This is a genomic window from Corynebacterium aurimucosum (assembly GCF_046895345.1).
Taxonomy (GTDB): Bacteria; Actinomycetota; Actinomycetes; order Mycobacteriales; family Mycobacteriaceae; genus Corynebacterium; species Corynebacterium aurimucosum_G.
The window spans coordinates 2277123-2299506 of the sequence record NZ_CP160096.1; the positions used below are offsets into that span (position 1 = coordinate 2277123).

A 22384-nucleotide genomic window follows, 5' to 3' on the forward strand; every position below is an offset into this window, starting at 1 on the left:
CGCGTTGTCGTTTCACGTGAAACCTTCAGGTTCAACAAACCTGTTAAACAGAACAGATACGTTCTACAACACCTTAAGGAGCGAAGTACATGCTGGATGAAAAACAGCACATCGCTATTGCAGATGAACTGGCGCAGGCCGAAAAGGACCGGTCAATGGTTCCGCTGCTGACAGCCCGTTTCCCGGAGATGAGCATCGAGGATTCCTATGCGGTGCAGCGCGAGTGGGTGCGCCGCGGCATCGAAGACGGGCGTCGTCTCGTCGGCCGTAAGATTGGCCTGACCTCCAAGGTTATGCAGGAAGCCACGGGAATCACCGAGCCAGACTACGGCGCCATCTTTGAAGACCAGGTCTATGAGAACGGCTCCACCATCGAGCATGCGCAGTTCTCGAATGTTCGCATCGAGGTCGAGCTGGCCTTCGTGCTCAAGGAGGAACTGAAGGGCCCGAATTGCAGTATCTTCGACGTGCTGCGCGCGACGGAGTACGTCGTCCCTGCTCTGGAGATCCTCTCCTCCCGCATCGAGATGGAAGGCCGCACTATTGTCGACACCATTTCGGATAATGCAGCCCTCGGCGCCATGATCTACGGCGGCAACCCGGTGGATCCCGCGGACGTCGATCTGCGCTGGGTATCCGCACTGCTCTACCGCAACGAGTCGATTGAAGATACCGGTGTGGCTGCGGCCGTGCTCAACCATCCGGCAATGGGCGTGGCCTGGCTTGCCAACAAGCTTCATGCGCACGGCGATAGTCTCGCCGCCGGTGACATCATCCTGGCCGGTTCCTTCACCAAGCCCATGTGGGTTGAACCGGGCGATACCGTCCACGCAGACTATGGAAAGTTGGGGTCCATCACATGCCGATTCCAGTAAAGTTGCCGCCCACTTTCGCGGACGTTCTTGCGAAGGCCGAGCAGCCGCTCGTTGGCGCCTGGATTTGTTCCGGCTCGGAGGCCGCGGCGGAGATCATTGCCTCGGCTGGTTTTAGCTGGACGCTTATCGACGGCGAGCATTCGCCCTATGGTCTGGAGACCATCCTCTCCCTACTGCGTGCCACCGATGCCTATGGCCTCACGCGTGTGGTTCGCGTGCCCGTAAACAACACTGCGCTTATTAAGCAGTACCTTGACCTGGGTGTACAGAATCTGATGGTGCCCATGATTGATACTGCCGAGGAAGCGGAAGCGGCCGTTGCAGCCATGCACTACCCTCCCCGCGGTGTGCGCGGCGTCGGCTCGGCACTGGCCCGCTCTTCGCGCTGGAATGGCGTGGAGAACTACCTCGCCAACGCGTCGGACACGGTGAGCCTCACAGTGCAGATCGAGTCTGCGACCGCGGTGGAGAATGTGGAAGAGATCGTGGCTGTTGAAGGTGTGGACAACATCTTCGTCGGCCCCTCGGACCTGGCGGCCTCGATGGGGCTTTTGGGCCAGCAGACCCATCCGAATGTACTCGAGGCGGTCAATCACACATTTGAAGCCGTCCGCGCTTCCGGAAAGAAGGTAGGCGTCAACGCCTTCAACCTTGAACAAGCCCAGAAATACATGGCTTCTGGCGCATCATTTGCCCTGGTTGGAGCGGATGTTCAACTTCTTTCGGGTGCGGCACGTCAACTGGCAGACAAATTCCATTTGGGAGGGTAAAAAAGAACCATGAGTGAAAACAACAAGGTCAATATTGACGAGCTGCTGGCCAAGGTTCCGACTGGCTTGCTGATTAACGGTGAGTGGGTAGACGCCTCCGATGGCTCCACTTTCGACGTGGACAACCCGGCGACCGGTGAGGTCATCGCCACCCTTGCGTCTGCTACTTCTGAGGATGCGAAGAAGGCTTTGGATGCTGCCTGCGCCGTGCAGGATGAGTGGGCACGCACGTCCACTCGCGAGCGCTCCAACCTGCTGCGCCGTGCTTTTGACCTGGTGCAGGAGCGCAAGGACGAGTTCGCTGCGCTGATGACACTGGAGATGGGCAAGCCGCTGGCAGAGTCCTACGGTGAGGTTACTTACGGCGCTGAGTACCTGCGCTGGTTCAGTGAGGAGGCCGTTCGTGACTACGGCCGTACCCTGCCGGCGCCGGAGGGCACCCTGCGCATGGTGACCCGTCGCAAGCCGGTGGGCCCGTGCTTGCTTATTACCCCGTGGAACTTCCCGCTGGCTATGGCTACCCGCAAGATTGCACCGGCCATCGCCGCTGGCTGCACCATGGTGGTCAAACCCGCCAAGCTGACCCCGCTGACCACCCAGTACTTCGCACAGACCATGATTGATGCCGGCGTTCCTGCCGGTGTGGTCAACGTGGTTTCCGGTAAGTCTGCGTCTGCTATCTCTGAGCCGATCATGGCGGATTCCCGTCTGCGCAAGGTTTCCTTTACCGGTTCTACCCCGGTGGGCAAGACCCTGCTTAAGGCAGCTGCCGATAACGTCTTGCGCACCTCGATGGAGCTGGGCGGCAACGCTCCGTTCATCGTCTTTGAGGATGCCGACATTGACCAGGCCGTCGAGGGCGCAATGGGCGCCAAGATGCGCAACATCGGTGAGGCCTGCACCGCCGCCAACCGCTTCATCGTTCACGAGTCTGTTGCGGATGAGTTCGCGGAGAAATTCGCCAAGCGCATCGGTGAGCTCAAGGTGGGCAACGGCCTCGATGAGGGTGTTACTTGTGGCCCGCTCGTGGAGCAGAAGGCGCTGGATAACATCACCGCGCTTGTCGACGACGCCGTGGAGAAGGGCGCCAAGGCCATCGTCGGCGGCAAGCCGGGTGAGGGCAAGGGCTACTTCTACGCCCCGACCGTCCTGACGAACGTTCCTCGTGATGCTCGAGTGGCACAGGAAGAGATCTTCGGCCCGATTGCTCCGATCCTGACCTTCTCCGATGAGAAGGAAGCGATTGAGATTGCTAACGACACGGAGTACGGCCTGGCCTCCTACGTGTTCACCGAGGACTCCGACCGCATGTGGCGCATCGGTGACGGCCTCGAGTTCGGCCTCATGGGCTTCAACGCCGGCGTCATCTCCAACGCCGCTGCCCCATTCGGTGGCGTCAAGCAGTCCGGCATGGGCCGCGAGGGCGGCGCCGAGGGCTTGGATGAGTACACCTCGCTGCAGTACATCGCTATGCGCGACCCGTACGCGAATGCATAACTAGTGCATTAATTTAGCCGCTGACAATGCTGGCATCTCCTAGGTGGGAGGTGCCAGCATTGGCGTTTTAGACAAACTCGCCTGCGTTAACCGCTAGCCGCTGCACGGTATGCACTCGGTGACTTGTGATACTCCGCCTTGAAGATGCGCGAGAGGTGCGAGGGATCGTGCAGGCCATAGCGGGCACTGATGTGGCTGATTGATTCCTCGGAGTACCGCGGGTCCACGAGGTCTCTGCGGATGTGTTCTAGGCGTCTAGTTCTGATATAGCTGCCTACCGAGAGTCCCTGCTCGGAGAACTTGGCGTGGAGGTGGCGCACGGACACGAAGAGTGCTTGGGCGATGGTGCTGGGGCCTAACTCGGGGTCGCCCAAGTTCTTCTCTATGTAGGCGATGGCCTGGTTAAACAGGAGTGTGCCTGCAGAGGGTTCTCCGGCCACGTCGGAGGAGAGAACCGACACCAACATGGTGAGAGCCGAGCGGACCAGGGCCGTGGCGTGTGGCCCCTTGAGTAGATCCAGGTTCTTGGCTAACTGTTCAAAGAGGGGCACAGCCACCGCACCCAGGCCGTGTGAGCGTGAGATGGGGTTCGCGGTGAGGCGTTGGATCTGCGCTGGTGAAATGTCGAGAAAGCTCTGCGGGAAGTGCACGATGAGGGTGTTTTGCTCTTCCGGATAGTGCAGAGTGTAGGGCCGTTGGGTTACGTACAGAGCCAGGTCCCCTGGGCGCAGTTCACAGGTTCGCCCGTCCTGGCTCATGGTTGAGGATCCGGTGATTTGCAGGCTGAGCTTGCAAAAGGGAGCCTCGTCGGTAGAAATCTTGTATCGGTTCACCGTGTGGGGCGACGTGCACATATCGAAGAGGGAAATATCTCCCACCTTCGTTGAACGCAGCGTGGCGTGAAAGGAAGAGGGATCCTCAGTGTCCACGTCGAGTTGGCCAAAAGACTCGGATGACGCGGTGCGCCATGACGCGATATCGAAATGCTCAACGGCTGAAGCAGACATAGCTGGGATCATATCGTGAGAGCTCACACATTTGTGGACAAATTGTATGCACGCAGAGTCAAGCGGCATCGTGTGGTACAGGTAACATACCGAGCAAAAGTTCCTTTGGGCTTTGTTCGCGGGGCCCTCGACTTCTTTACAAGGAGATCTCATGACTCAGTTCGCCACCTACGCTGATCTGCTCGACGCCATCACGGATGAAAACGGCCGCGAAATCCTCAATCCCGCCACCGGTGAGGTTGTTGGCCGCGCCCCAGAGAACACCGTTGAAGACCTCAACGCAGCAGTTGAGACCGCACGTGCTGCCCAGAAGGACTTTGCCAAGCTCAGCGACGAAGAGCGTTGCGAGCTTCTCACCAAGGCCGCCGCCGCCATCGACGCTAACGCAGAGGCGCTCGTGGAGCTGCTCTCCCGTGAGCAGGGCAAGCCGCTCAACGGCCCGAACGCCCGCTTCGAGGTCGGTGCCTGCTCTGGTTGGCTGAATGCTACCGCTTCTTTCGAGCACCCTAACTACACCGCCGTCGATGATGACATCACCGCCACCGTTAACTACCGTCCGCTCGGCGTCGTCGGTGCTATTGGCCCGTGGAACTGGCCGATGATGATCACCATCTGGCAGATTGCGCCAGCGCTGCGTATGGGCAACGCGGTCGTCGTCAAGCCCTCCGAGTACACCCCGCTGTCCGTCCTGGCGCTCATCAAGGTCTTTAATTCCGTGCTTCCGGAAGGCGTCCTGCAGGTTGTCACCGGCGACGGCGCGGTAGGCGCAGCGCTGACCACTCACGCCGACATCGACAAGATCATGTTCACCGGCTCCACTGCGACCGGCAAGAAGATCGTCGAGTCCTCTGCGGCGAACCTGCAGCGCCTCACCCTCGAGCTCGGCGGTAACGATGCGGGCATCGTGCTTGACGACGCCGACCCAGCCGCCATCGCCGGCGACCTTTTCTGGGGCGCGTTCATCAACACTGGACAAACCTGCGCGGCAATGAAGCGCCTGTACGTGCCGGAATCGCTTTACGACGCCGTCTGCGAAGCCCTCGTCGAGGTAGCCAAGGCCTCCCCGATGGGCGTGGGCCTCGAGGAAGAGAACGTGCTCGGCCCGCTGCAGAACAAGCAGCAGTTCGACATCGTGGACAAGCTCGTCAACGCCGCCAAGGATTCCGGCGCCCGCGTACTGCTGGGCGGCGACCCGGACTATGACGCGCCGGGCTACTTCTACCCCACCACCCTGGTGGCGGACATCGACCCGGATAACCCGCTGGTCGTCGAGGAGCAGTTCGGGCCTGCCCTGCCGATTGTGAAGTACACAGACCTGGATTGGGCCATCGAGCAGGCCAACAAGCTTGACGTGGGCTTGGGCTCCTCCGTGTGGTCCTCCAACCGTGAGCGCGCTCTGGACGTCGCCGCGCAGCTGGAGGCTGGCACCACCTGGATCAACGCCCACGGTGCCGTGGATCCGCGCGTGCCTTTCGGTGGCATCAAGTCCTCCGGCTACGGCGTGGAGTTCGGCACCGAGGGCCTCAAGGGCCTGGCGTACCCGCAGATCATCAACGGCTAAAACCACCATGGCGCTGCTATTCTTAGCGCCATGAGCACCGCCAAAGTCCCGGAGATCGAGTACGCAGCCTTCGACGCCATGAAGGAGGTTGCGTCCTCGCTGAAAGCTGCCTACCTCACTAGGGCCGCTGAAGCAGGCAACGATGTTGAATCACAATGGTGGATTCGTCAGAATTGGCTGGTAGAGGACATGGTCAGTGGTGTTGATTCAACCGACATTGAAGCCATCCGCGCCGCTGCGGCTCTCTTTGCGCAGCGGCTTGAAGCCCTCTCCTCCGAGCACAAAGCGGCATAGCCTATGCTTTCCGCCGCTGACTTCCCCGTTGATCCGCAGGTCATGGAGCAACGGCTAAGGACTCTGCAAACTAGCTATTTTGGTCGGTCGAATGCTCATGGTCCGGCTGTTCCAGAGGTCATTTATGTGGCGGGGCAGCCAGCGTCAGGCAAATCAACGGCTATTGAATCTGTAAAGAATGGTCACGCGGTCCTTGATTCCGATGAGGTTCGGAAGCTGCACCCCGCCCTCGACGAGATCATGGAGCGCGACCCCCTGCGCATGGACGTGCTCACCAATGGACCGGTGCCCTATTGGATGTCCTCGCTGATTGAATATGGTCGGCAGCACGGGCACTCCCTCATCATTGAGAACACGCTGTCTAACCCGGAATTCATCGCGGGTGAGATAGCCAAGTTTCGCTCCGCGGGTTTCCGCGTGAGGATCGTGGGCTTGGCGGTGGCGCAGGAGGTCTCCAGGCTGGGCGTCGTCCAGCGCTACCTGGAGGCGCAGCGCGTGAGCCGCTACCCGCGCTGGACCAATGAGGTTTCCCACACGTCGGGCTTTAAAGCCATCGTCCCAGGGCTTCAAGCGATTGCCCCGCTTGTCGACGACCTCGAGATCCGCAGCCGCGACGGCCGTACCTTGAGCGGCATTGAGGATATTGAGGCTGAGCGCGCAACCTGGTTCGACTCCCCCGCCATTCGTGCCGACTGGCTGGCCCGTTTCGACAGCTGTGACTTGAGTGGGCTTGAAGCTGAGAAGCTCACGCAAAACCTCGTGGCTGATGCAGAGCGTATCCGCAAGCTTTAAGGCTGTGCCCGTGGAACTGCGCGCCCGGTAGGCGGTGAGAGCTTCGTGTCAAAGCGGCTGCTGGCGAGCTGGCGGTCTGCGAGGTCGAGCAGGCTGAGGATGTCGTCTGCGTTGAATTTAAGTTCAATGTGTAGGTTAGCCGAATAAGAAGCTCTGACAGATGGTGGGGTAATCCTGCTCTGACATCTTATTCCAGCTTGGATGCGCTGGGATTAGGACTGGTCACGTGTGAGAAGGTTTCGTGTACAACTAGTGACATGAACTTTTTATTGCTCGGTGGTACCGGTTTCCTTGGAGGACACATTGCGTCTGCGGCAGTTGAGCGGGGGCATCAAGTTACTTGCCTTGCACGGGGTAACGGGAAGGTTCCCAACGGAGCCGAATTTGTGAGTTCAGACCGTGACCGTGACGGTGCGTACGATGAGGTTGCGGGGAAAACTTGGGACACCGTTGTGGATCTGACGAGTCAGCCGAAGCATGCGCGGGATGCGGCGGCGAAACTCCAGGCCAAGCATCGTATATTTGTGTCTTCGAGCAGCGTATATGAGGACCAAGGAAGTATTTCTTCCGAGTCTGATTCCGTAGTCACTCCGCTTGAAATTGACTACATGGAGAACATGGGGCAGTACCCGGCCGCAAAGTCTGCTTGCGAAACGATTTATCGCAACATAAATAGGTCGGTACTGGTAGTTCGACCCGGTCTGATCGCCGGCTACGGCGACGAAACAGGGCGCAGTGGTTACTATCCGTGGCGCTTCGCGCATCCCACGGGTGAGAACGTGATCGTCCCAGACCCGGCGTTTCCCGTCGCTATGATCGATGTGAAAGACCTTGCAGACTGGATAGTTGAGTCTGCAGAAGTTGGAACTTTCGGAACCTTTAACGCCACGGGGTTTGCTACTTCCTTGTCCGATGTGTTCAAGATTTCGCGTGAGTTAACCGCATCGGAGGCTACGGAGCGACCTTGCTCTGATGAACTGCTTCTCGCTAATGATGTAACCCCGTGGATGGGCCCAAAATCGTTGCCATTGTGGGTACCAGGTGAACAGTTTCGCAACATCGCGCTACTCGATTGCGCCACAGCCTACGAAGCTGGCCTGCAGATTCGCCCGTTGAAAGAAACATTGGCGGATGCGCTGCGATTCGAAGAAGAACAGCAGGGGGAAAGACTCGCTGGGCTCAGCGATGAAGAGGAAGTCGTGCTTCGCCAGCGGTTAGAAGATGGCATTTAGTTTCGGCAGGAACAGTTTTAGTTGCAGTCGGGACCGTACTAAGTTGGTTTTCGTTCCGCGACTGACTGTGAGAATGAGTCCGAATCTGACTTGAGGGGGACTTCGGCGGTGCTAGCTCTTCATGACGCGGAACGATCTAGCCTGCGGAGGCTGCCTTTCCGAGCAGGAAACGCCTTGCGGCACACTTTTCGGCTTCTCGAATCGCTTGCAACTGAGTGAGGTAGCCTTCTTTCGCCACTCCGTCGAGTTTAAGTTCAATTTGTAGCTAGGCCCCGAGGTTGCCCACGCAGAACTCGTTGCCTTCCGGATCCTGCATGACGGTCCACACCAATCCCGGCGCCTCGTGGGTGGTGAGTTCGGTAGCGCCTAGGTCTTTGAGGCGCTCTACCAAGGATTCGCGCTCCGCCCCGCCAACGTCGATATGCATGCGGTTCTTGCCAGGCGTGGGATCCTCAACGCGCTGAAACCCTAGCGCCGGGGTCGAATCGACCATCACGAAATCGCCGTAATCCGCGGCGATTTCGCAGCCGGTTGCGACCGCCCAGAACTCGGCGAGCCTAGACGGATCGTGGCAGTCGAAGGTGATTTGGCGGATGATGAAGTTGGCGTCGCTCATGGTTTCCATTGTGGGCGCGCGTTAGCGCGCCTGCAATAACGAGGGGTGTTTCTGGTTGGGGTATCAGAACAGTTCTCTCCGGCCATGTCAGCCCCATACGTCATAATGGAGGCATGGCCGAGCTAGACCCCGAGTGGGCGATCAATGAGATAGACGCGTTCCTGCAAGTCACAGAGAAGGTAGTCCCCGACATGGGCCCGGGCATCGCCTACCTTGGAACCGTTATGAGCGGATCGCCGACTGAGGCTGCGGCACGTGCCCACGTCGTTGAAATGATCCTTGACCGAGCGCTTCCCGGGTGGAGACAAGGACTCCCAGTCCAGGACAAGGAGTATAGCTGGCTGAGGGACCAAGCCTCCCGGGCCAAGACAGTGCTTGAACGTAGGTCTGAACTCGCTGAAAAGCTCGGAGACAACACGCCAGACTTAGACGCAGCCAATCTGCATCCGTGGGCGTGGGAGAATGGCAAGGGTTACTGGAATCATGGGCACTACCATCAAGCCGTGATGCAGGCTGCCATCCGCATCAATGCAGAGACCCAAGCGAAACTGAACCGCCTAGACATATCTGAAACAGCACTTTTCAATGAGGCGTTTTCACTCCATGATCCGAAGCGTAATGTGCCGCGCCTTCGGCTTATGGAAAATGATGGCAGTAAGACGTTTGAGAACCTACATCGGGGCGCCCGCGCCTTTGCAGAGGGCTTGTACGCGGCTATCCGCAATCCCGGGATGCATGTTCCACACGACGGTGGTGAGGAGCAAGTCGCGTTGGAGCAGCTCGCGGCTTTCAGTCTATTGGCTCGCTGGGTTGATAAGGCTACCGTCCTGGAGGGGTGACTACATCGGTTTACGGAATAGCAGTCTGCTTTGAGCGAAGGATGTGGAGCACGAACGTCTGTGATGGGGGTGCCGGGCGCTCAGTCGGCAAGGCCGTACCGGGACCATCGCCGTGGCTGTGTGCAAGGTTCATGCCAGCGAGTGGGGTGGGGTCCAGAAATGATCCTCGCACACGTTAAATAGCGACGACACTCCGTCGAGTTCAAGTTCAACGTGTAACGCGAGGCGTTAATGACGTTTCGCGTTATTGGGGGTATGTTGAAGAGCGCTGTCTCTAACTCCGGTTTTCGTTCGGCCTCGGTCCATTCCGCTACCTCGTGTGAAGAATCTGCAAGCGTTATCGGGCCGTTGAACTATTAGGTTCACCCACAGTTCCCGTGCCTGCACGCATCGAGAAGGACCAGGTGGTGAACTCGAATGACTCGCCTGGTCCAACGTGTGTGTGCGTTCGGCGCGTGGTTTAACCCTTATAAGACTTGCCGGTTACAGCCTCAGCGTTTCGCTCGTGCAGCCCGCAGGCCGTTCAAGATCACGATGACTTCGGCTACTTCGTGTACCAAGACGACGGCGGCCAGGCCCAGTACACCGCTGATCGCCAGTGGCATCAACACGATGATGATGGCCAGAGACAGCACGATGTTTTGGTTGATGATCCTGCTGCCTCGGCGGGCGTGCTGCAGCGCCTGCGGGATCAGCCGGAGGTCGTGGCCAGTGAAGGCGACGTCAGCGGACTCGATCGCGGCGTCAGAGCCGGTTGCTCCCATCGCAATGCCCACCGTTGCGCCCGCCAGTGCCGGCGCGTCGTTGATGCCGTCGCCGATCATCGCCGTCGGCGTCTTGGAGGAGAGTTCGGCGACGATGCTTGCCTTGTCCTCCGGTCGCAGCTCGGCGCGCACGTCGTCGATTCCGGCGATTTCAGCCAGCGCCCGAGCGGTGCGAGTGTTATCACCGGTGAGCATGCTCACTTCCACGTCGTTGTCGTGCAGGGACTGCACGGCATCGGGCACCTCGGGCCGCAACTCGTCGCGCACCCCGATCGCCCCGGCGAGAGCGTCATCGACGGTGACTAGGACGCAGGTCTGGCCTTCGGACTCCATGCGCTCAACGTCCGCCTTCAGTGGCCCGGCGTCGATCCATCGGGGGCTGCCGACCAGCACCCGTCGGCCTTCGACGGTGCCGCCGATGCCATGACCGGCTTCCTCGCTGATATCCAAGGCGGTGGGCGCGTCGGGCTCCGCTGCCACGATCGCCGCGGCGAGGGGGTGCGTCGATTGCTGCTCAACCGCCGCCGCGAAGGAAAGCACCTGCGCCCGATCGAATCCGTCTGCCGGGACCACTCCGGTAACCTCGGGCTGGTTGCGGGTAAGGGTTCCGGTCTTGTCTACCGCTAGGTGACGGATGCCGCCGAGTCGCTCGAACGCCGCGCCGGACTTGATGACTACTCCGAACTGGCTGGCCGCGCCGATCGCGGCCACGACCGTCAGCGGCACGGAGATTGCCAGCGCGCACGGCGACGCTGCGACCAGGACCACCAGCGCACGGGTGATCCAAGTCTCGGGGTCGCCCAACAGCGAGCCGATCACGCCGACCAGCACCGCCAGGATCATCACCCCGGGCACTAGGGGTTGGGCAATCCGGTCGGCGATCCGGGCGCGGTCACCCTTCTCCGCCTGCGCTTGCTCGACGAGGTCGACGAGTGTGGTCAGTGAGTTGTCCGTTCCAGCTGCGGTCGTCTCGACCTCCAGCACACCGGCGGAGTTGATCGCTCCCGCGGGTACCTCGTCGCCGGGCGCAACCTCCTCCGGAATGGATTCTCCGGTGATCGCTGAGGTGTCAAGGCTGGAGCGTCCGGACCGAATGATGCCGTCCGTGGCGATCCGCTCCCCGGGGCGCACGAGCATCAGCTCGCCAACCTCAAGGTCCTTCGCAGTGACCTCGACCGCCGTGCCGTCGCGCAGCACGGTCGCGGTCTGTGGCACCAACTTCAACAGTGCCCGCAGTCCGCTCTGGGCCCGGTCCATCGCCTTATCTTCAAGTGCCTCGGCGATCGAGTACAGGAACGCCAGCGCCGCGGCCTCTCCGACGAAACCAAGGATCACCGCGCCGACCGCGCTGATCGTCATAAGCAAGCCAATGCCGAGCTTGCGCTTCGTGACAAGGTTCCGGATCGCTCCAGGTGCGAACGTGTAAGCGCCCAACAGCAGGCCAAGCCAATACAGTACCGTTGCGGGCGTCTCCAAGTCGGACCAGTCCAGCGCCAGTCCTGTAATGAGGGCTACGCCGGAGAAGATCGGTAGCAGTAGCTCGGGGTCCTTCCACCATGGCCGATCGAGCTCTTCGATCTCCGTGGCGGGTTCGTGTTCGCATCCACATGCTGAACTCATGCGTCCGTTCCTTTCTCGCCGCAGCCGGGCACCGAGCACTCAGTGTCGATGCAGGGGGCATTCTCGTCGACGGCCAGCGTCGCGTTGACCAGCGCTTCGAGCGCCGCCGCGAGGTGCGGATCGGCAATTTCGTAGCGGGTCTTACGGCCCTCCGGCTTAGCGACGACGATGCCGCAATCGCGTAGGCAGGACAGGTGGTTCGAGACGTTCGAGCGCGTCAGATCCAAGCTTTGCGAAATCTCGGCCGGGTAGCCCGGACCGTCGAGTAGGGTCATCAGGATTCGGGAACGCGTCGGATCAGCCATGGCCCGGCCGAGCCGGTTCATGACGTCGAGGCGTGAAGCAATAGTCAGCATGTACTGAACAATACAACGTGTGCTGAACTATTCAAAATGTACTGAACTGACGGTTACGCGTAGGTCCTGCGACCTGCAGGAATTAGTCGATGGGATAGAAGACGACTGATCCTTTGTGGTTCGGCTGCCACCCAACGCGGGAGCGACGTGGGCGGCGAGGTTCTCAGAATCTTCACGTTGACGTCTACGCCATCCCGCAAAACCTTTACGTGTTTCCATGCGCCCATATGTTCTCTGTGTGCTGACGTAATTACAGTTTTCTGATTGTTGCAGGCTAACGAGATAGTAACTTTGCAACAACATACCGTGGAGTTCAAATTTAACGTGTAGCGTTATTGATGCTTCGCGTTATGGGGGATAGGGTGAAGCATGATCCAGTCGTTCGCTGACAAGGACACTGAGCGTCTGTGGAAGCTGCGCCAGCTTGGGTACGCGCAGACTCTTGATGAGTTACGGATTCCCCCGGGAAACCGGCTTGAGGCGCTCAAAGGCGATCGCAGGGGTCAACATAGTATTCGAATCAATGACCAGTGGCGGATCTGTTTTCGGTGGTCCGCCGCGGGGCCAGAGGAGGTTGAGATCGTTGACTACCACTGACAAGCTCCCTCCGGTTCACCCCGGTGAGATCCTCATGGAGGACTTCCTCAAAGGAATGGGGATCACCCAGCACAAGCTCGCCGTCTCCATCGGCGTTCCGCCCCGCCGGATCAACGAAATTGTTCACGGTAAGCGCGCTGTAACCGCTGACACGGCCCTTCGTCTAGCGAAGTTTTTCGAGATGAGCCCCCAGTTCTGGCTCGGGTTACAGGCTCAATATGACTTGGACGTGACGGAAGACAAGATCCTCTCGGAAATCGAGCGGATTCAACCGGTCCAAGCTGTCTCAGCGTAGCGGTTACCCGAACCAGGTCCGTCAGCGTGAGGATATGCACGCGGATGGTTCGAACTAGGGAATTTGGGGCCGCCGTCGCGTGGACTTGAGTTCCGAGCGCCGCTTTTTCGCTTCGAGACGGCGTCGCACCGAGCTCTGCGTCGGCTTGGTCCTGCGCCGCGGAGGAGGAAGCGGAGCGAGCGCCTCACGCAAGAGGGCGGCCATGCGCTCTCGCGCCTCGGTGCGGTTACGGACCTGCGAGCGCTGCGTCGACGCGCTCACGGTGAGCACTGTGCCGTCCAGGCGGTGTTCGAGGTTGTGAAGGACGCGGCGACGCTGGGCGTCGAAAAGCGATGAGCACGTAGCGATATCGACGGAAAGCTGCACTTTGCTGTCCGTAGTATTGACGCCTTGGCCACCTGGTCCCGACGACTTCGCGAACCGCTCCGTCAGGTCGGCGGCGACGATGACCAGACCCCCGGGGATCCCTGGGCCAGGCGCGATGGTCAGGTCGTTCATACCGCCCAGCTTAGTTAGAGATGTTTCCGGATCAGACCCGCCGTGCGAGATCAGGGTAGTGTACGACCACGCCGCCACCGTCGACCTCCAACTCGACGTCGACTCCCCGTGTTCCGCTTTCATATCGGACAGTTTCAGCATCGACGGAGCTGTAGTACTGGTCTGATGCGATCACCTGGAGGGACGGTATATCAATCCAAGCCATGATCAGCTGCGTTTTCGGAACCTGAGTCTCAAGCAGCGTCAAGCGACGAATAGGCATTGTGTTGGTGAGAGGGCACAGACCGAGAGCGCAATCGAGTGCGCCTTTCAGGTCGGCTGACTGGACGATACCGGGGGAGGGCAGATCTTCAAGCTGGGCGCCCTCTTCATTGGTTTCCGCCGACCACACGCCTTGCTCGGACCTAAACAGCTCGAGGCTTCGCCCCCATCCGTCGCCTTCAACGTTCACCGACACACGTTCAGTCACCCAGTTCTCCGCGGCGCGCAGCTCCCACGTGGCCTCGTATCCATCGCCGTATTGCACTCCGGAAGCGGTCAAACCGGCTCTTAAAAAATGAACTGCGGCCTAGTTCCGGATGAGGGGAATCTCGACATGCTCCCACTTATACGTGCGCTTCATGGTGAGGATTTTCCCACGCTTGATGGTGCGAAAAGGCAGGTAGCTTTCGATTTGGACCACGTACCGAGGACGAGGCATACCGGCAGAATGGTGTATTCAGTAAGTCCGCGACGCAGAAGAATCCCATGAATGAGAGCACGGCCCACACGGCCGTTGCCATCTGCAAATGGGTGAATCGTTTCGAATTGAGCGTGAGCAATCGCGGCCTGGATGAGAGCACCGTGCGAAGCGCCATCGAGGTAAAGACATAAGTCGTCCACGAGGTCATGGACTAGACGTGGGGGCGCTGGGATGAACTCGGCCCCAATGGGTGTGTGGTTACTTCCACCAATCCAGTTCTGAATAGTGCGAAGACCAGTGGGGATAGAGCCCTTCTCCCCCATCAACTCTCTTTGGAGCTTTTCAAGAAGGCCGATGGAGATGTTGGTTCGGTGGCAAAGCTCTTCTCAATGGAACACAGAACGGTGAGGTTACGCGCAACCTCTTCCGCGCTTTCCTTAAAGCCGCGGACTTCCTCCTTTTGGGCGAGTTCTGCGAGGACAACCTTGTCGACGTTGGGCGCAATACCTTCAATGCGTGAGGAAGAAATCGCCTCAGAACGCATGAGTAAGCGGGCCACAGACTCCAACTGGCCAGAAGCAGCATGACGGTTGAGATCCAAGATCTCTCGCTCGATACGTGCTGCCCGGCTGGTGAGCTCTGGGGAAAACTCCATGCCTTACTTACAAGATGGTCAGGGACATAGACCTAAAAAGGGCCTCCGGCCTTATCGCGCCGGGGAATGCCGGAGCCTGATTCGGGGATCCAGTTCTCGGTAACGTAGTGAGGCTTGTAGAGGCTATCCATTCGTCAGACAGCAAATGAGTGGTTGGATAACTCTTATCCAACCACTCATTGGGATTCAGGCGCTAGATAACTCTTAAACACTGAGGTTGTTGGCAGTGTGTTTCTCTCACCTGTGGTGAAAATCTTTCCAAAGATAGCCTTGTTAAAGCTGATGCGGCGTTAAATAGCGAGATGCAGTCGTATTAGTGCTCGTCCGCGAACGCTTGAAAAGCGTTCAATTAGTGGATTTCAGCACTCATCAGTGTTCGCCGCGTAGAAGTTTAAAGACAATCGAATCGTCCTTACGACCCACTCCCTCGCGATGTCCTCTGATATATAGTTGCTCCGCCGTAACTGCGAGTGGTACTTCTTGGTGTACTTCTCGTGCAGCTTCCCCGACTAGTCCCATATCCTTCACAAAGATATCGAGTGCACTACGCACCTCATCAAAGGCCTCATCAACCATCCTTTGCCCTCGATCACCAAACATAAAGCTAGCTGCAGCTCCTGTTCCAAGTACCTTGTGCACCTGGGAGACGTCTAGTCCCATCGAATCCGCTAGAGCTAGTGCTTCGCCAGCAGCTGCGATATGGACGCCGCACAATAGCTGATTTACGATCTTGAAACGCTGGCCGTCGCCAGGACGTTTGCCGACTACGGGGGCGTTTGACGCCATTGCATCCAGAAGTGGCTGAACTACGGCCACAGCGGAACTGTCGCCAGACACCATCATCAGTAGATCCCCTGTTTTTGCTCGTGCGACGCCGCCAGACACTGGTGCGTCAACGACATGTACACCTGTACCAGCAAGGCCATCAACAGCTTGTGCGATGGCCTTCGGGCCGACTGTAGCCATGATGAGAATTACCGAACCTTGAGAAAGGTGGGGGGAAATTCCTTCTTCGCCGAATAGGACAGATTGCAACTGGTCTCCAGTTGCCACCATAATCGCGGTGACGTCGGCACCAGAAACAGCCTCACGAGCGTTAGAGGCAGCGCTCACTTGAGGTGCTACTGATTCGAGTGAAGAGGGCTGGACGTCAAATGCCGTGACGCTCAATCCAGCTGATGCGGTTGCGAGGGCCATTGGCCCTCCCATGGCGCCGAGCCCGATCCAGGCAACTTTTGGAGTGGTGCGCACTTAAAACTCCTTTGAGTGTAATAATAAGTTGGTAGGTACTGTGAAATTTTCCACGTAATCTACTTTCGGTGTATGTAGCCATCGGATAGATTCGCAGTTTTTGATATGCGGACTAAGGGTGGCCCTTCTCTTTAGTGAGAAAAGGAAATCCTAGGCATCTGTCGTGGCAGCTCGTAGCCTTTCAACGACCTCTGCCAAAGCCTCCTTACCTCCTACATTTCCCGGGAAAACTACGTACGGTACTCCGATCACGTCTTCGGGAGCTTTAGTAGCAGTAAACAAGCTAATCTGCCCCTCATAAAACTGACCTTGGACCTTTGCGCGCTGAATCCCGAGGCCCGAAGCCGCGACCTCGTGGGATGTAATACCTCCCTTGGCGACGATCCAGGCTGGACGTGCTTCCCTTGATGCTTGCACCACTGCAACGACTGCATCAGAGACTTGTCGTGCGATCGCGAGAGATTCAGTCTTTGACTCTGTCCTAATCAGTTCTCGACTCGTATACAGGACGCAATCGGAACTCGCTAGCGCTTCTCTCACACGCATTGAAATCTCATCGATGTGCTGCTCACGAGTTCCAGAATCGAGCAGCTTAGGAACCTGCAGCTCAAACTCATTGAGCTTGCTTCGCTGCTGAAGTACCGCAAGCTGTTGGCTCGTGAGCCCTACGTGTGAGCCAACAACGACGAGCCCATGAGCTGTGCGCGATGGATCAATTTCTAAGGTATCAGAAGTAATCAGTTGAGCGTCTCGCTGCCCAGCTAGGGAGCGAACGAAGGAAGGGCCACAACGAGTCACAAACACTTTGCCCTGTTCCTCGAGTTCTGCCACTGCTTCTGACACGATATCCATGTCGGAATATTCGGTGGCATTCACTATTATCCAGCGCCGATTCTTCGCCTCGACGAGCTTTGCCTTGACCGTTTCTACGCCACCGTCGCGGATATCGGTGAGACTTATTGAGAAACACTCCTTTGCGCGGACTATCCCGCCAGACCTCTCTTCAAGAAAGTCTGCAAGGTTCGAGTGGGAATACCCAAATGTTGCGTCGTTCGCAAAGTCAGTGTCTTCCACTTGTTGTGCTTTTCCGTCCACTATGGCGAAGTGAACATCATTTTTAGTGAATCGGCCTGCTTCAATCATCGCTGGGCAGAACAAAAAGCCATCTACTTCGATGCTGTGCTCTGAAAGTGCATTAGCAATTGCATTTGGCTCTGCAATTACGTGGCCGCGAAGCGTTGAATCCGAGCGAGAAACAACATGTAGGCCGCGGCAGTCTTCCAAGCGTTCGACTACGGATCCCACCATTGTGCGGTTGATTTCTACGGCAGTGTCTTCATCGAGGGCGCGCGAGTTCGTGAGGACAAAACACGTTGAACCTCGGTCCTGTAGCACCTCGGCCGGAATAGATGGATCAGTATCGAAGGCCACTTCGACGCTTGAAACGCACTGTGAGCCAGTGGGATCGTCATCAAGTACTAGAAGACGCCTCGATGGTGCCTCAAAAAAATTCATTTCTTCATACCTTTCCATTACGCCATTGCTCCTAGCACTAGCCACAAGACTCCAACTACAACGAATCCAATTATTGACATGATCGTTGTCGTCACTGTGTAAGACTTCAACGCTGATGCGGTATCTACTTGGAAGTAGCGGCTCCACACCCAGAACAAAGAATCATTTACATGGCTAAATGCCATCGAGCCGATGCCGACAGTCACAGTCACCAGTGCTACTTGCAATCCATTAAGCTCCAGGGAGGCAATCATTGGCGCCACTAATGGGGCAGTTGTAAGTGCCGCAACGGTTGCGGAACCTTGGGCTGCGCGAATAAAAGCTGCAAGCAACCATGCCAGCACAAGCACTGGTAGCCCCGTGGACACCAGCAAATCAGCTACAGCATCGGCAACACCGGTTTCACTCAAGACTTTGCCGAAGGTCCCGCCTGCGCCAGTGATCAAGATGACTGCCGCCGTAGCAGGAAGTGCCGAGGCTACAACGTCCTCTACCTGTTCTTTGCCCCAGCCACGTGCAAAACCTAAGACCCCAATCGCGAATATCACGCCAATGAAAAGAGCGATGGGAGAGTCACCAACGAAGCCTAGGAAATCCCGTACTGCGGTGCCTTCATCAAGCATGAGTGTGGATACGGTGCCACCCATAATGAGCACAAGAGGGAGGAGAATCGTGGCAAGAACGAGACCCACTGACGGGGCCCCTTCATCATTAACTTCGACGTCTTGGTTTGCGGTAGTTCCGGCGGCTTGACTATCAACAGCTGGCACCGGAGAAAAAACCTTCTTGGCTATGAAACCTGAGAACACTTGGCCTACAAGCCACATCACGATAGCGGGAATCATACCGAGTAAAAGAACCATGCCCACATCAGCTTGCATCAGCTCTGAGGCGCCAACGATTCCAGGGTGCGGTGGGAGAACTACATGCACTGTCAGCAAAGCAGTAACTACAGGCAAAGCATAGGCAAGCATATTTGGTTTTTCACCCATTCGTCGGGCCACGGCAAGTGTGATTGGAACGAGCACGATCGTCGCAACATCAACAAAGACCGGAATACCAAAAATAAAAGAGGCAGCGCCTAGTGCCCATGGTGCGCGCTTCTCACCGAAGTTTTTCTCAAGAGAACGAGCTAGTACTTCAGCGCCACCTGAAACTTCCACTATTCGACCGAGCATTGCACCAAGCGTGACAATAAGAGCGACACCTCCGAGTGTTCCTCCCATACCATCTTTGAGTAGAGGTACAACTTCCGAAAGCGGTACGCGCGCTGCAAGTGCCAAAGCGATAGACACAAGTAGCATCGCGATAAATGGATGGGTCTTTGCTCTGATGATTAAAACGAGAATGAGAGCTACCGCAACGATGCCGAGCAGCACGAGCGTTGTTGGGGACAATAGAAATCCTCCTAGGTTCCAGAAACTTGGTGAAAGGCAATAAGCCCGCAAGGGTGCCGTCCATTCAGTCCTTTGACAAGAATAAAAGACTCCATGTGAGGGTACTCATGCTAGGATTTTAAATGTATTCTACATCACTCGTGCTGAGAGGGGTCTACCTAAAACTAATGCGCGTGCGCTAAATATAAATTCTGCTTTGTTTTTCGAACGCCTATTTCTGGCGAAATGCTTCATCACTTCCGCAGTACATTGGTGTAGGAAATCGGTTTATGACTTTCTTATTCCTCCCTTGCGGAAGGAACTCAACCCACTTTCTATGCCATGGTCTTCAGTACCATTTCTTGGCTGTCAGTGACTGACGAAGCGCATCCTCAGTACGAGAGGGGTGAGGGGCTGGCGGCCACTACATTCTTCATAAGGAGCAAGTATGAACATCGTTATCACAGGAGGTGCGGGCTTTCTCGGCACCTTGCTTATTCAGGAACTTCTTTCTGAGGCAGACCACGACAAGCTTGATTTGAACGAGATTGTTTCATTTGATCTTGCTGCTGCCCGGGTGTCGGATCCGCGCGTGCGCTCCGTGGTTGGAGAGATCACCAATCGAGAGACTGTCCTACAGGCAATCACTGGAGAAACTGATGCAGTTATCCATCTAGCAGCCGTGCTTTCGGGTGGTTCGGAGGCTGATTTTGATTCGGCGTTGAGGGTCAACATAGATGGCACGCGTTGTCTTCTCGAGGCCGTGCGTCATGCTCGTAGCTCCAAGGGAGATCATCCTGCACGGTTCGTCTTTACGAGTTCTCTTGCTGTGTTTGGGGGCAGTCTTCCACAAGTAATGCCTGAATACTGGGCCACTCAGCCTGACTCTACCTATGGTGCAACCAAGTCCATTGGAGAGCTACTTGTCAATGAGTATGGACGAAAAGGCTTCGTGGATGCCCGCATTTGCCGGCTTCCTACGATCTCGGTGCGACCTGGTAAACCGAATTCAGCCGCGAGCTCGTTTGCCAGCGGGATCATTCGTGAGCCTCTTAACGGTGTGCCGTCGGAGGTCCCCGTACCGCACGATACGAAAATGTGGCTTGCATCGCCGCAGGTGGCAGTTCGTAATCTTGGAAGGGCACTCTTAGTTGAAGGCTCAGAACTGGGCTCGTGGAGGGTTATGAATCTTCCAGGAATTTGTGTCACGGTTGGCGAAATGCTGGATTCGCTCGAGCGTGTAGCTGGCTCTGAAACGAGAAAGCTTGTTAGTGACAAGCCTGATGAGGGTATTGCTTCGATCGTTACAAGCTGGCCGGGAAACTTTGATGTGTCAAGAGTGGAAGCCTTAGGTTTTGAACGTGATCGTGACTTCGATTCAATGGTGCGGCAATACCAAGATGACTTCTTGAGCTAGCCAGCTCGGGGGTGTTGGTGACTTCCTTCTTCGATTGCGAACTGCTGATTGAGTTTCGTCCTTTTTGCGTGCCTCTTTCCTCGGCCCTTCAGTGGCTGGGCAGGCGGCCTGATGGAAAACCCGGCTGGAGGACGGGACGAGAGCATGATCCCTCCCCTGCACGTTGTCCACTCGGTTGAGTTGGCCCAGGCCAAACCCCCAGACCTCGATCCCGCAACTCCCTGGTGGGTGCTGGGGCGTCGGCAAGCGCGTGGCGACGGCGACCTGCAGGTTGCGGGTTTCAGGTCTGGGGAAATGCGGTGGACTCTGGGAAACGCCGAAGCCGGTCGCCTAAGTCGAAAACGGCGTGTGCCAGCGCCGTATACTAGGCCGCATGGTTGAGGTGGAATCACTATCTAAGGGAACGCCGCGCCTTGTTGCTGGAGGCCTGAATAAGGACACGCAGTTGTGCCTGTCCATTGTCTGGCCGCCCAGGAAACACGGGCACGCGTTTCCACAACTACTTGTATGACGCGCTGGAGCTGAACTACGTCTACAAGTCCTTCACCACCGATGACATCACGCAAGCCATCGCTGGCGTGCGCGGACTGCAGGTGCGCGGCGCGGCGATTTCGATGCCGTGGAAGGAAGATGTCATCGCGCTCGTGGATGAGATGGACCCGTCGGCCTAGGTCATCGAGTCGGTGAATACCATCGTTAACACTGATGGCCACCTCAAGGCCTACAACACCGACTACCTGGCCATCGTGCGCCTGCTGAAGTCGAACGAAGTGGATACGGCGTTGGACACCATCGTGCTGGGCTCCGGCGGTATGGCGAAGGCTACGGTTGCCGCGTTTCGCGACGTCGGCTTTGACCACGTCACCGTCGTCGCTCGCAATGCCACCACGGGGCCGGCGCTAGCTAAGAAGTATGGCTACGAGTGGCGCGCTGAGGTGGGCGAACAGCGCCCGGGCCTGGTGATTAATTGCACGCCCATCGGCATGGAGGGTGGCCCGGAGGCCAACGATGTTCCGGTGAGTGATGCCGTTATCCAGGCGGCCGAGGTCATCTTTGATGTCGTGCCCCGCCCCACTTGGACCCCGCTGCTGAACAAGGCGCGTGACCTGGGCAAGGTGTGCATCACGGGCGCGGCAGTAATGTCTATCCAAGCCCTTGAACAGTTCGTGCTCTACACCGGAATCCGGCCTGAAGACGAACTGGTGGAGCGCGCCACCGCCTTTAGCCGCGGGGCTGCAGGCGCTTAACCAGCTGGTCGTGGTGGACGGCAGCGAGGCAGCCGGCGTCGACGACGCGCCGGGCCAGCTCCTTGTCCCCCATCTTGGCGGCGAAGGCCATGCTGTCGTGGTCGGGGCGGCCGATGAGCGTGATCTCATCGCCAGGAGTGATGCGGCCAGGCTCGATGATGCGCAGGTAGGAACCGCAATCACCGCGCTCCGTGAAGGACTTGAGCCAACCGGGCTCGTCCATCCAGCCGGAGAAGGTGGCACAAGGCGTGCGCGGGATAGACACTTCGAGCACGCACTCCCCCACTCGAATTCGCTGGTTGATCAGCATATTCGCCCAGGAAATCCCTTCGGTGGTGAGGTTCTCCCCGAAGTAGCCATCACGCAGCACGCGGTTGAGCGTGCCCTCCCAGTAATCGAGCTCCTCACGGGCCACCGCATACACGGCCTTCTCAGCGCCGCCGTGGTGGGCGTGGTCGCCGATGGAATCCCCCACCACGCCGGAGCCGTCACCATAATTGGGCCCGGGAATCTCTAGGTCCAGGAAGGGGCGGGGCTGCTTATCGATGCCCGTGTACTCGTGCCGTCCATGCGGCTCCGGGCGGCGGACAGCGACGTTCGTGGAGATAACCTTCATGCTCACCTATTG

The 22384-nt window shown here is 57.8% G+C and carries 23 protein-coding genes and 1 pseudogene; 12 read left to right on the forward strand and 12 right to left on the reverse strand.

Translation table 11 applies throughout. The features are described 5' to 3' along the window. Positions 1-89: 89 nt before the first annotated feature. From hpaH to ABZS45_RS10770, 3 genes are read left to right on the forward strand one after another with little or no spacing between them, the layout of a single operon-like run. Positions 90-875, forward strand: a complete 786-nt coding sequence (gene hpaH / locus ABZS45_RS10760; protein ID WP_046648741.1) for a 2-oxo-hept-4-ene-1,7-dioate hydratase — start codon at positions 90-92, stop codon at positions 873-875. Then, complete coding sequence (locus tag ABZS45_RS10765; RefSeq protein WP_412099807.1) at positions 860-1645, forward strand: HpcH/HpaI aldolase family protein; 786 nt, start codon at positions 860-862, stop codon at positions 1643-1645. Before hpaH ends, ABZS45_RS10765 begins: the two co-directional genes overlap by 16 nt. A 9-nt stretch (positions 1646-1654) precedes the next feature. After that, positions 1655-3142, forward strand: coding sequence for an NAD-dependent succinate-semialdehyde dehydrogenase (locus tag ABZS45_RS10770; protein ID WP_070444607.1), 1488 nt, complete (start codon positions 1655-1657; stop codon positions 3140-3142). Positions 3143-3228: 86 nt separating this feature from the next. Here the strand turns inward: ABZS45_RS10770 and ABZS45_RS10775 are convergent, their stop codons facing one another. After that, positions 3229-4149 carry a helix-turn-helix domain-containing protein gene (locus tag ABZS45_RS10775; protein WP_412099808.1) on the reverse strand — a complete coding sequence of 307 codons (921 nt, stop codon included), beginning with the start codon at positions 4147-4149 and terminating at the stop codon, positions 3229-3231. A gap of 151 nt (positions 4150-4300) precedes the next feature. Here ABZS45_RS10775 and ABZS45_RS10780 point away from each other — a divergent pair, with 151 nt between their 5' ends. The 4 genes from ABZS45_RS10780 to ABZS45_RS10795 all read left to right on the forward strand — a co-directional run bounded on the left by ABZS45_RS10780 (position 4301) and on the right by ABZS45_RS10795 (position 8028). Continuing rightward, the gene (locus ABZS45_RS10780) at positions 4301-5710 is read left to right on the forward strand and encodes an aldehyde dehydrogenase family protein (RefSeq protein WP_412099810.1); all 1410 of its coding nucleotides are present in this window, start codon (positions 4301-4303) and stop codon (positions 5708-5710) included. Between the two features lie 30 nt (positions 5711-5740). Then, a complete protein-coding gene (locus ABZS45_RS10785; protein ID WP_039672841.1) occupies positions 5741-6004 on the forward strand; it encodes a hypothetical protein in 264 nt (87 codons plus the stop codon). Between the two features lie 3 nt (positions 6005-6007). Continuing rightward, on the forward strand, positions 6008-6796 hold the full coding sequence (locus ABZS45_RS10790) for a zeta toxin family protein (RefSeq protein WP_412099811.1): 789 nt from the start codon (positions 6008-6010) through the stop codon (positions 6794-6796). Between the two features lie 257 nt (positions 6797-7053). Beyond that, positions 7054-8028, forward strand: a complete 975-nt coding sequence (locus tag ABZS45_RS10795) for an NAD-dependent epimerase/dehydratase family protein (RefSeq protein ID WP_412099812.1) — start codon at positions 7054-7056, stop codon at positions 8026-8028. A gap of 265 nt (positions 8029-8293) precedes the next feature. Here ABZS45_RS10795 and ABZS45_RS10800 read toward each other — a convergent pair whose 3' ends face one another. Then, positions 8294-8653 (reverse strand): VOC family protein, encoded by a 360-nt coding sequence (locus ABZS45_RS10800; RefSeq protein WP_198530976.1) that lies wholly within the window; start codon positions 8651-8653, stop codon positions 8294-8296. A gap of 104 nt (positions 8654-8757) precedes the next feature. On the opposite strand from ABZS45_RS10800, the gene ABZS45_RS10805 reads away from it, so the two are divergent. Continuing rightward, entirely contained in the window at positions 8758-9483 is a 726-nt protein-coding gene (locus ABZS45_RS10805; protein ID WP_061925377.1) for a TIGR02391 family protein, read from the forward strand. A gap of 491 nt (positions 9484-9974) precedes the next feature. On the opposite strand, the gene ABZS45_RS10810 is transcribed toward ABZS45_RS10805, so the two are convergent. Next, positions 9975-11867, reverse strand: a complete 1893-nt coding sequence (locus ABZS45_RS10810; RefSeq protein WP_412099813.1) for a heavy metal translocating P-type ATPase — start codon at positions 11865-11867, stop codon at positions 9975-9977. Continuing rightward, entirely contained in the window at positions 11864-12223 is a 360-nt protein-coding gene (gene cmtR / locus ABZS45_RS10815) for a Cd(II)/Pb(II)-sensing metalloregulatory transcriptional regulator CmtR (RefSeq protein ID WP_412099814.1), read from the reverse strand. Before cmtR ends, ABZS45_RS10810 begins: the two co-directional genes overlap by 4 nt. 369 nt (positions 12224-12592) lie before the next feature. Between cmtR and ABZS45_RS10820 the strand changes: the two genes are divergently transcribed. Beyond that, positions 12593-12820: a type II toxin-antitoxin system RelE/ParE family toxin gene (locus tag ABZS45_RS10820; protein ID WP_412099815.1), complete on the forward strand. Its 228-nt coding sequence runs from the start codon at positions 12593-12595 to the stop codon at positions 12818-12820. Between the two features lie 34 nt (positions 12821-12854). Continuing rightward, positions 12855-13115: a HigA family addiction module antitoxin gene (locus ABZS45_RS10825; RefSeq protein WP_412101170.1), complete on the forward strand. Its 261-nt coding sequence runs from the start codon at positions 12855-12857 to the stop codon at positions 13113-13115. Positions 13116-13169: 54 nt separating this feature from the next. On the opposite strand, the gene arfB is transcribed toward ABZS45_RS10825, so the two are convergent. The 7 genes from arfB to ABZS45_RS10860 form a co-directional block, all read right to left on the reverse strand. Continuing rightward, a complete protein-coding gene (gene arfB / locus ABZS45_RS10830) occupies positions 13170-13613 on the reverse strand; it encodes an alternative ribosome rescue aminoacyl-tRNA hydrolase ArfB (RefSeq protein WP_412099816.1) in 444 nt (147 codons plus the stop codon). 31 nt (positions 13614-13644) lie between these two features. Beyond that, positions 13645-14154, reverse strand: a complete 510-nt coding sequence (locus ABZS45_RS10835; protein ID WP_412099817.1) for a putative glycolipid-binding domain-containing protein — start codon at positions 14152-14154, stop codon at positions 13645-13647. A 77-nt stretch (positions 14155-14231) separates the two neighbouring features. Further along, positions 14232-14618 carry a Fic family protein gene (locus ABZS45_RS10840; protein WP_296134836.1) on the reverse strand — a complete coding sequence of 129 codons (387 nt, stop codon included), beginning with the start codon at positions 14616-14618 and terminating at the stop codon, positions 14232-14234. After that, on the reverse strand, positions 14618-14950 hold the full coding sequence (locus ABZS45_RS10845) for a Fic/DOC family N-terminal domain-containing protein (RefSeq protein WP_005530810.1): 333 nt from the start codon (positions 14948-14950) through the stop codon (positions 14618-14620). The genes ABZS45_RS10840 and ABZS45_RS10845 overlap by 1 nt, the downstream gene beginning before the upstream one ends. A gap of 369 nt (positions 14951-15319) precedes the next feature. After that, entirely contained in the window at positions 15320-16201 is an 882-nt protein-coding gene (locus ABZS45_RS10850; protein ID WP_412099818.1) for an NAD(P)-dependent oxidoreductase, read from the reverse strand. Positions 16202-16351: 150 nt separating this feature from the next. After that, positions 16352-17734, reverse strand: a complete 1383-nt coding sequence (locus tag ABZS45_RS10855) for a four-carbon acid sugar kinase family protein (RefSeq protein WP_412099819.1) — start codon at positions 17732-17734, stop codon at positions 16352-16354. After that, positions 17734-19113 carry a GntP family permease gene (locus tag ABZS45_RS10860; protein ID WP_412099820.1) on the reverse strand — a complete coding sequence of 460 codons (1380 nt, stop codon included), beginning with the start codon at positions 19111-19113 and terminating at the stop codon, positions 17734-17736. Before ABZS45_RS10860 ends, ABZS45_RS10855 begins: the two co-directional genes overlap by 1 nt. Positions 19114-19540: 427 nt before the next feature. Here ABZS45_RS10860 and denD point away from each other — a divergent pair, with 427 nt between their 5' ends. Both denD and ABZS45_RS10870 read left to right on the forward strand, forming a co-directional pair. Next, positions 19541-20509 (forward strand): D-erythronate dehydrogenase, encoded by a 969-nt coding sequence (gene denD / locus ABZS45_RS10865; protein ID WP_412099821.1) that lies wholly within the window; start codon positions 19541-19543, stop codon positions 20507-20509. Between the two features lie 373 nt (positions 20510-20882). Further along, a pseudogene (locus ABZS45_RS10870) lies at positions 20883-21756 on the forward strand (shikimate 5-dehydrogenase). On the opposite strand, the gene ABZS45_RS10875 reads toward ABZS45_RS10870, so the two are convergent. Then, positions 21731-22372, reverse strand: coding sequence for an MOSC domain-containing protein (locus ABZS45_RS10875; protein ID WP_412099822.1), 642 nt, complete (start codon positions 22370-22372; stop codon positions 21731-21733). The pseudogene ABZS45_RS10870 and the gene ABZS45_RS10875 overlap by 26 nt on opposite strands. Between the last annotated feature and the right edge of the window lie 12 nt (positions 22373-22384).

Excerpts from the sequence above, each read along its gene's own strand:
- ABZS45_RS10800 (WP_198530976.1), bottom strand. The coding sequence starts at position 8,653 with ATGGAAACCATGAGCGACGCCAACTTCATCATCCGCCAAATCACCTTC.
- denD (WP_412099821.1), top strand. The coding sequence starts at position 19,541 with ATGAACATCGTTATCACAGGAGGTGCGGGCTTTCTCGGCACCTTGCTT.
- hpaH (WP_046648741.1), top strand. The coding sequence starts at position 90 with ATGCTGGATGAAAAACAGCACATCGCTATTGCAGATGAACTGGCGCAG.
- ABZS45_RS10810 (WP_412099813.1), bottom strand. The coding sequence starts at position 11,867 with ATGAGTTCAGCATGTGGATGCGAACACGAACCCGCCACGGAGATCGAA.
- ABZS45_RS10770 (WP_070444607.1), top strand. The coding sequence starts at position 1,655 with ATGAGTGAAAACAACAAGGTCAATATTGACGAGCTGCTGGCCAAGGTT.
- ABZS45_RS10820 (WP_412099815.1), top strand. The coding sequence starts at position 12,593 with ATGATCCAGTCGTTCGCTGACAAGGACACTGAGCGTCTGTGGAAGCTG.
- ABZS45_RS10790 (WP_412099811.1), top strand. The coding sequence starts at position 6,008 with ATGCTTTCCGCCGCTGACTTCCCCGTTGATCCGCAGGTCATGGAGCAA.
- ABZS45_RS10775 (WP_412099808.1), bottom strand. The coding sequence starts at position 4,149 with ATGTCTGCTTCAGCCGTTGAGCATTTCGATATCGCGTCATGGCGCACC.
- ABZS45_RS10855 (WP_412099819.1), bottom strand. The coding sequence starts at position 17,734 with ATGGAAAGGTATGAAGAAATGAATTTTTTTGAGGCACCATCGAGGCGT.
- cmtR (WP_412099814.1), bottom strand. The coding sequence starts at position 12,223 with ATGCTGACTATTGCTTCACGCCTCGACGTCATGAACCGGCTCGGCCGG.
- ABZS45_RS10845 (WP_005530810.1), bottom strand. The coding sequence starts at position 14,950 with ATGGAGTTTTCCCCAGAGCTCACCAGCCGGGCAGCACGTATCGAGCGA.
- ABZS45_RS10805 (WP_061925377.1), top strand. The coding sequence starts at position 8,758 with ATGGCCGAGCTAGACCCCGAGTGGGCGATCAATGAGATAGACGCGTTC.
- ABZS45_RS10795 (WP_412099812.1), top strand. The coding sequence starts at position 7,054 with ATGAACTTTTTATTGCTCGGTGGTACCGGTTTCCTTGGAGGACACATT.
- ABZS45_RS10840 (WP_296134836.1), bottom strand. The coding sequence starts at position 14,618 with ATGGGGGAGAAGGGCTCTATCCCCACTGGTCTTCGCACTATTCAGAAC.
- arfB (WP_412099816.1), bottom strand. The coding sequence starts at position 13,613 with ATGAACGACCTGACCATCGCGCCTGGCCCAGGGATCCCCGGGGGTCTG.
- ABZS45_RS10825 (WP_412101170.1), top strand. The coding sequence starts at position 12,855 with ATGGAGGACTTCCTCAAAGGAATGGGGATCACCCAGCACAAGCTCGCC.
- ABZS45_RS10780 (WP_412099810.1), top strand. The coding sequence starts at position 4,301 with ATGACTCAGTTCGCCACCTACGCTGATCTGCTCGACGCCATCACGGAT.
- ABZS45_RS10785 (WP_039672841.1), top strand. The coding sequence starts at position 5,741 with ATGAGCACCGCCAAAGTCCCGGAGATCGAGTACGCAGCCTTCGACGCC.
- ABZS45_RS10875 (WP_412099822.1), bottom strand. The coding sequence starts at position 22,372 with ATGAAGGTTATCTCCACGAACGTCGCTGTCCGCCGCCCGGAGCCGCAT.
- ABZS45_RS10765 (WP_412099807.1), top strand. The coding sequence starts at position 860 with ATGCCGATTCCAGTAAAGTTGCCGCCCACTTTCGCGGACGTTCTTGCG.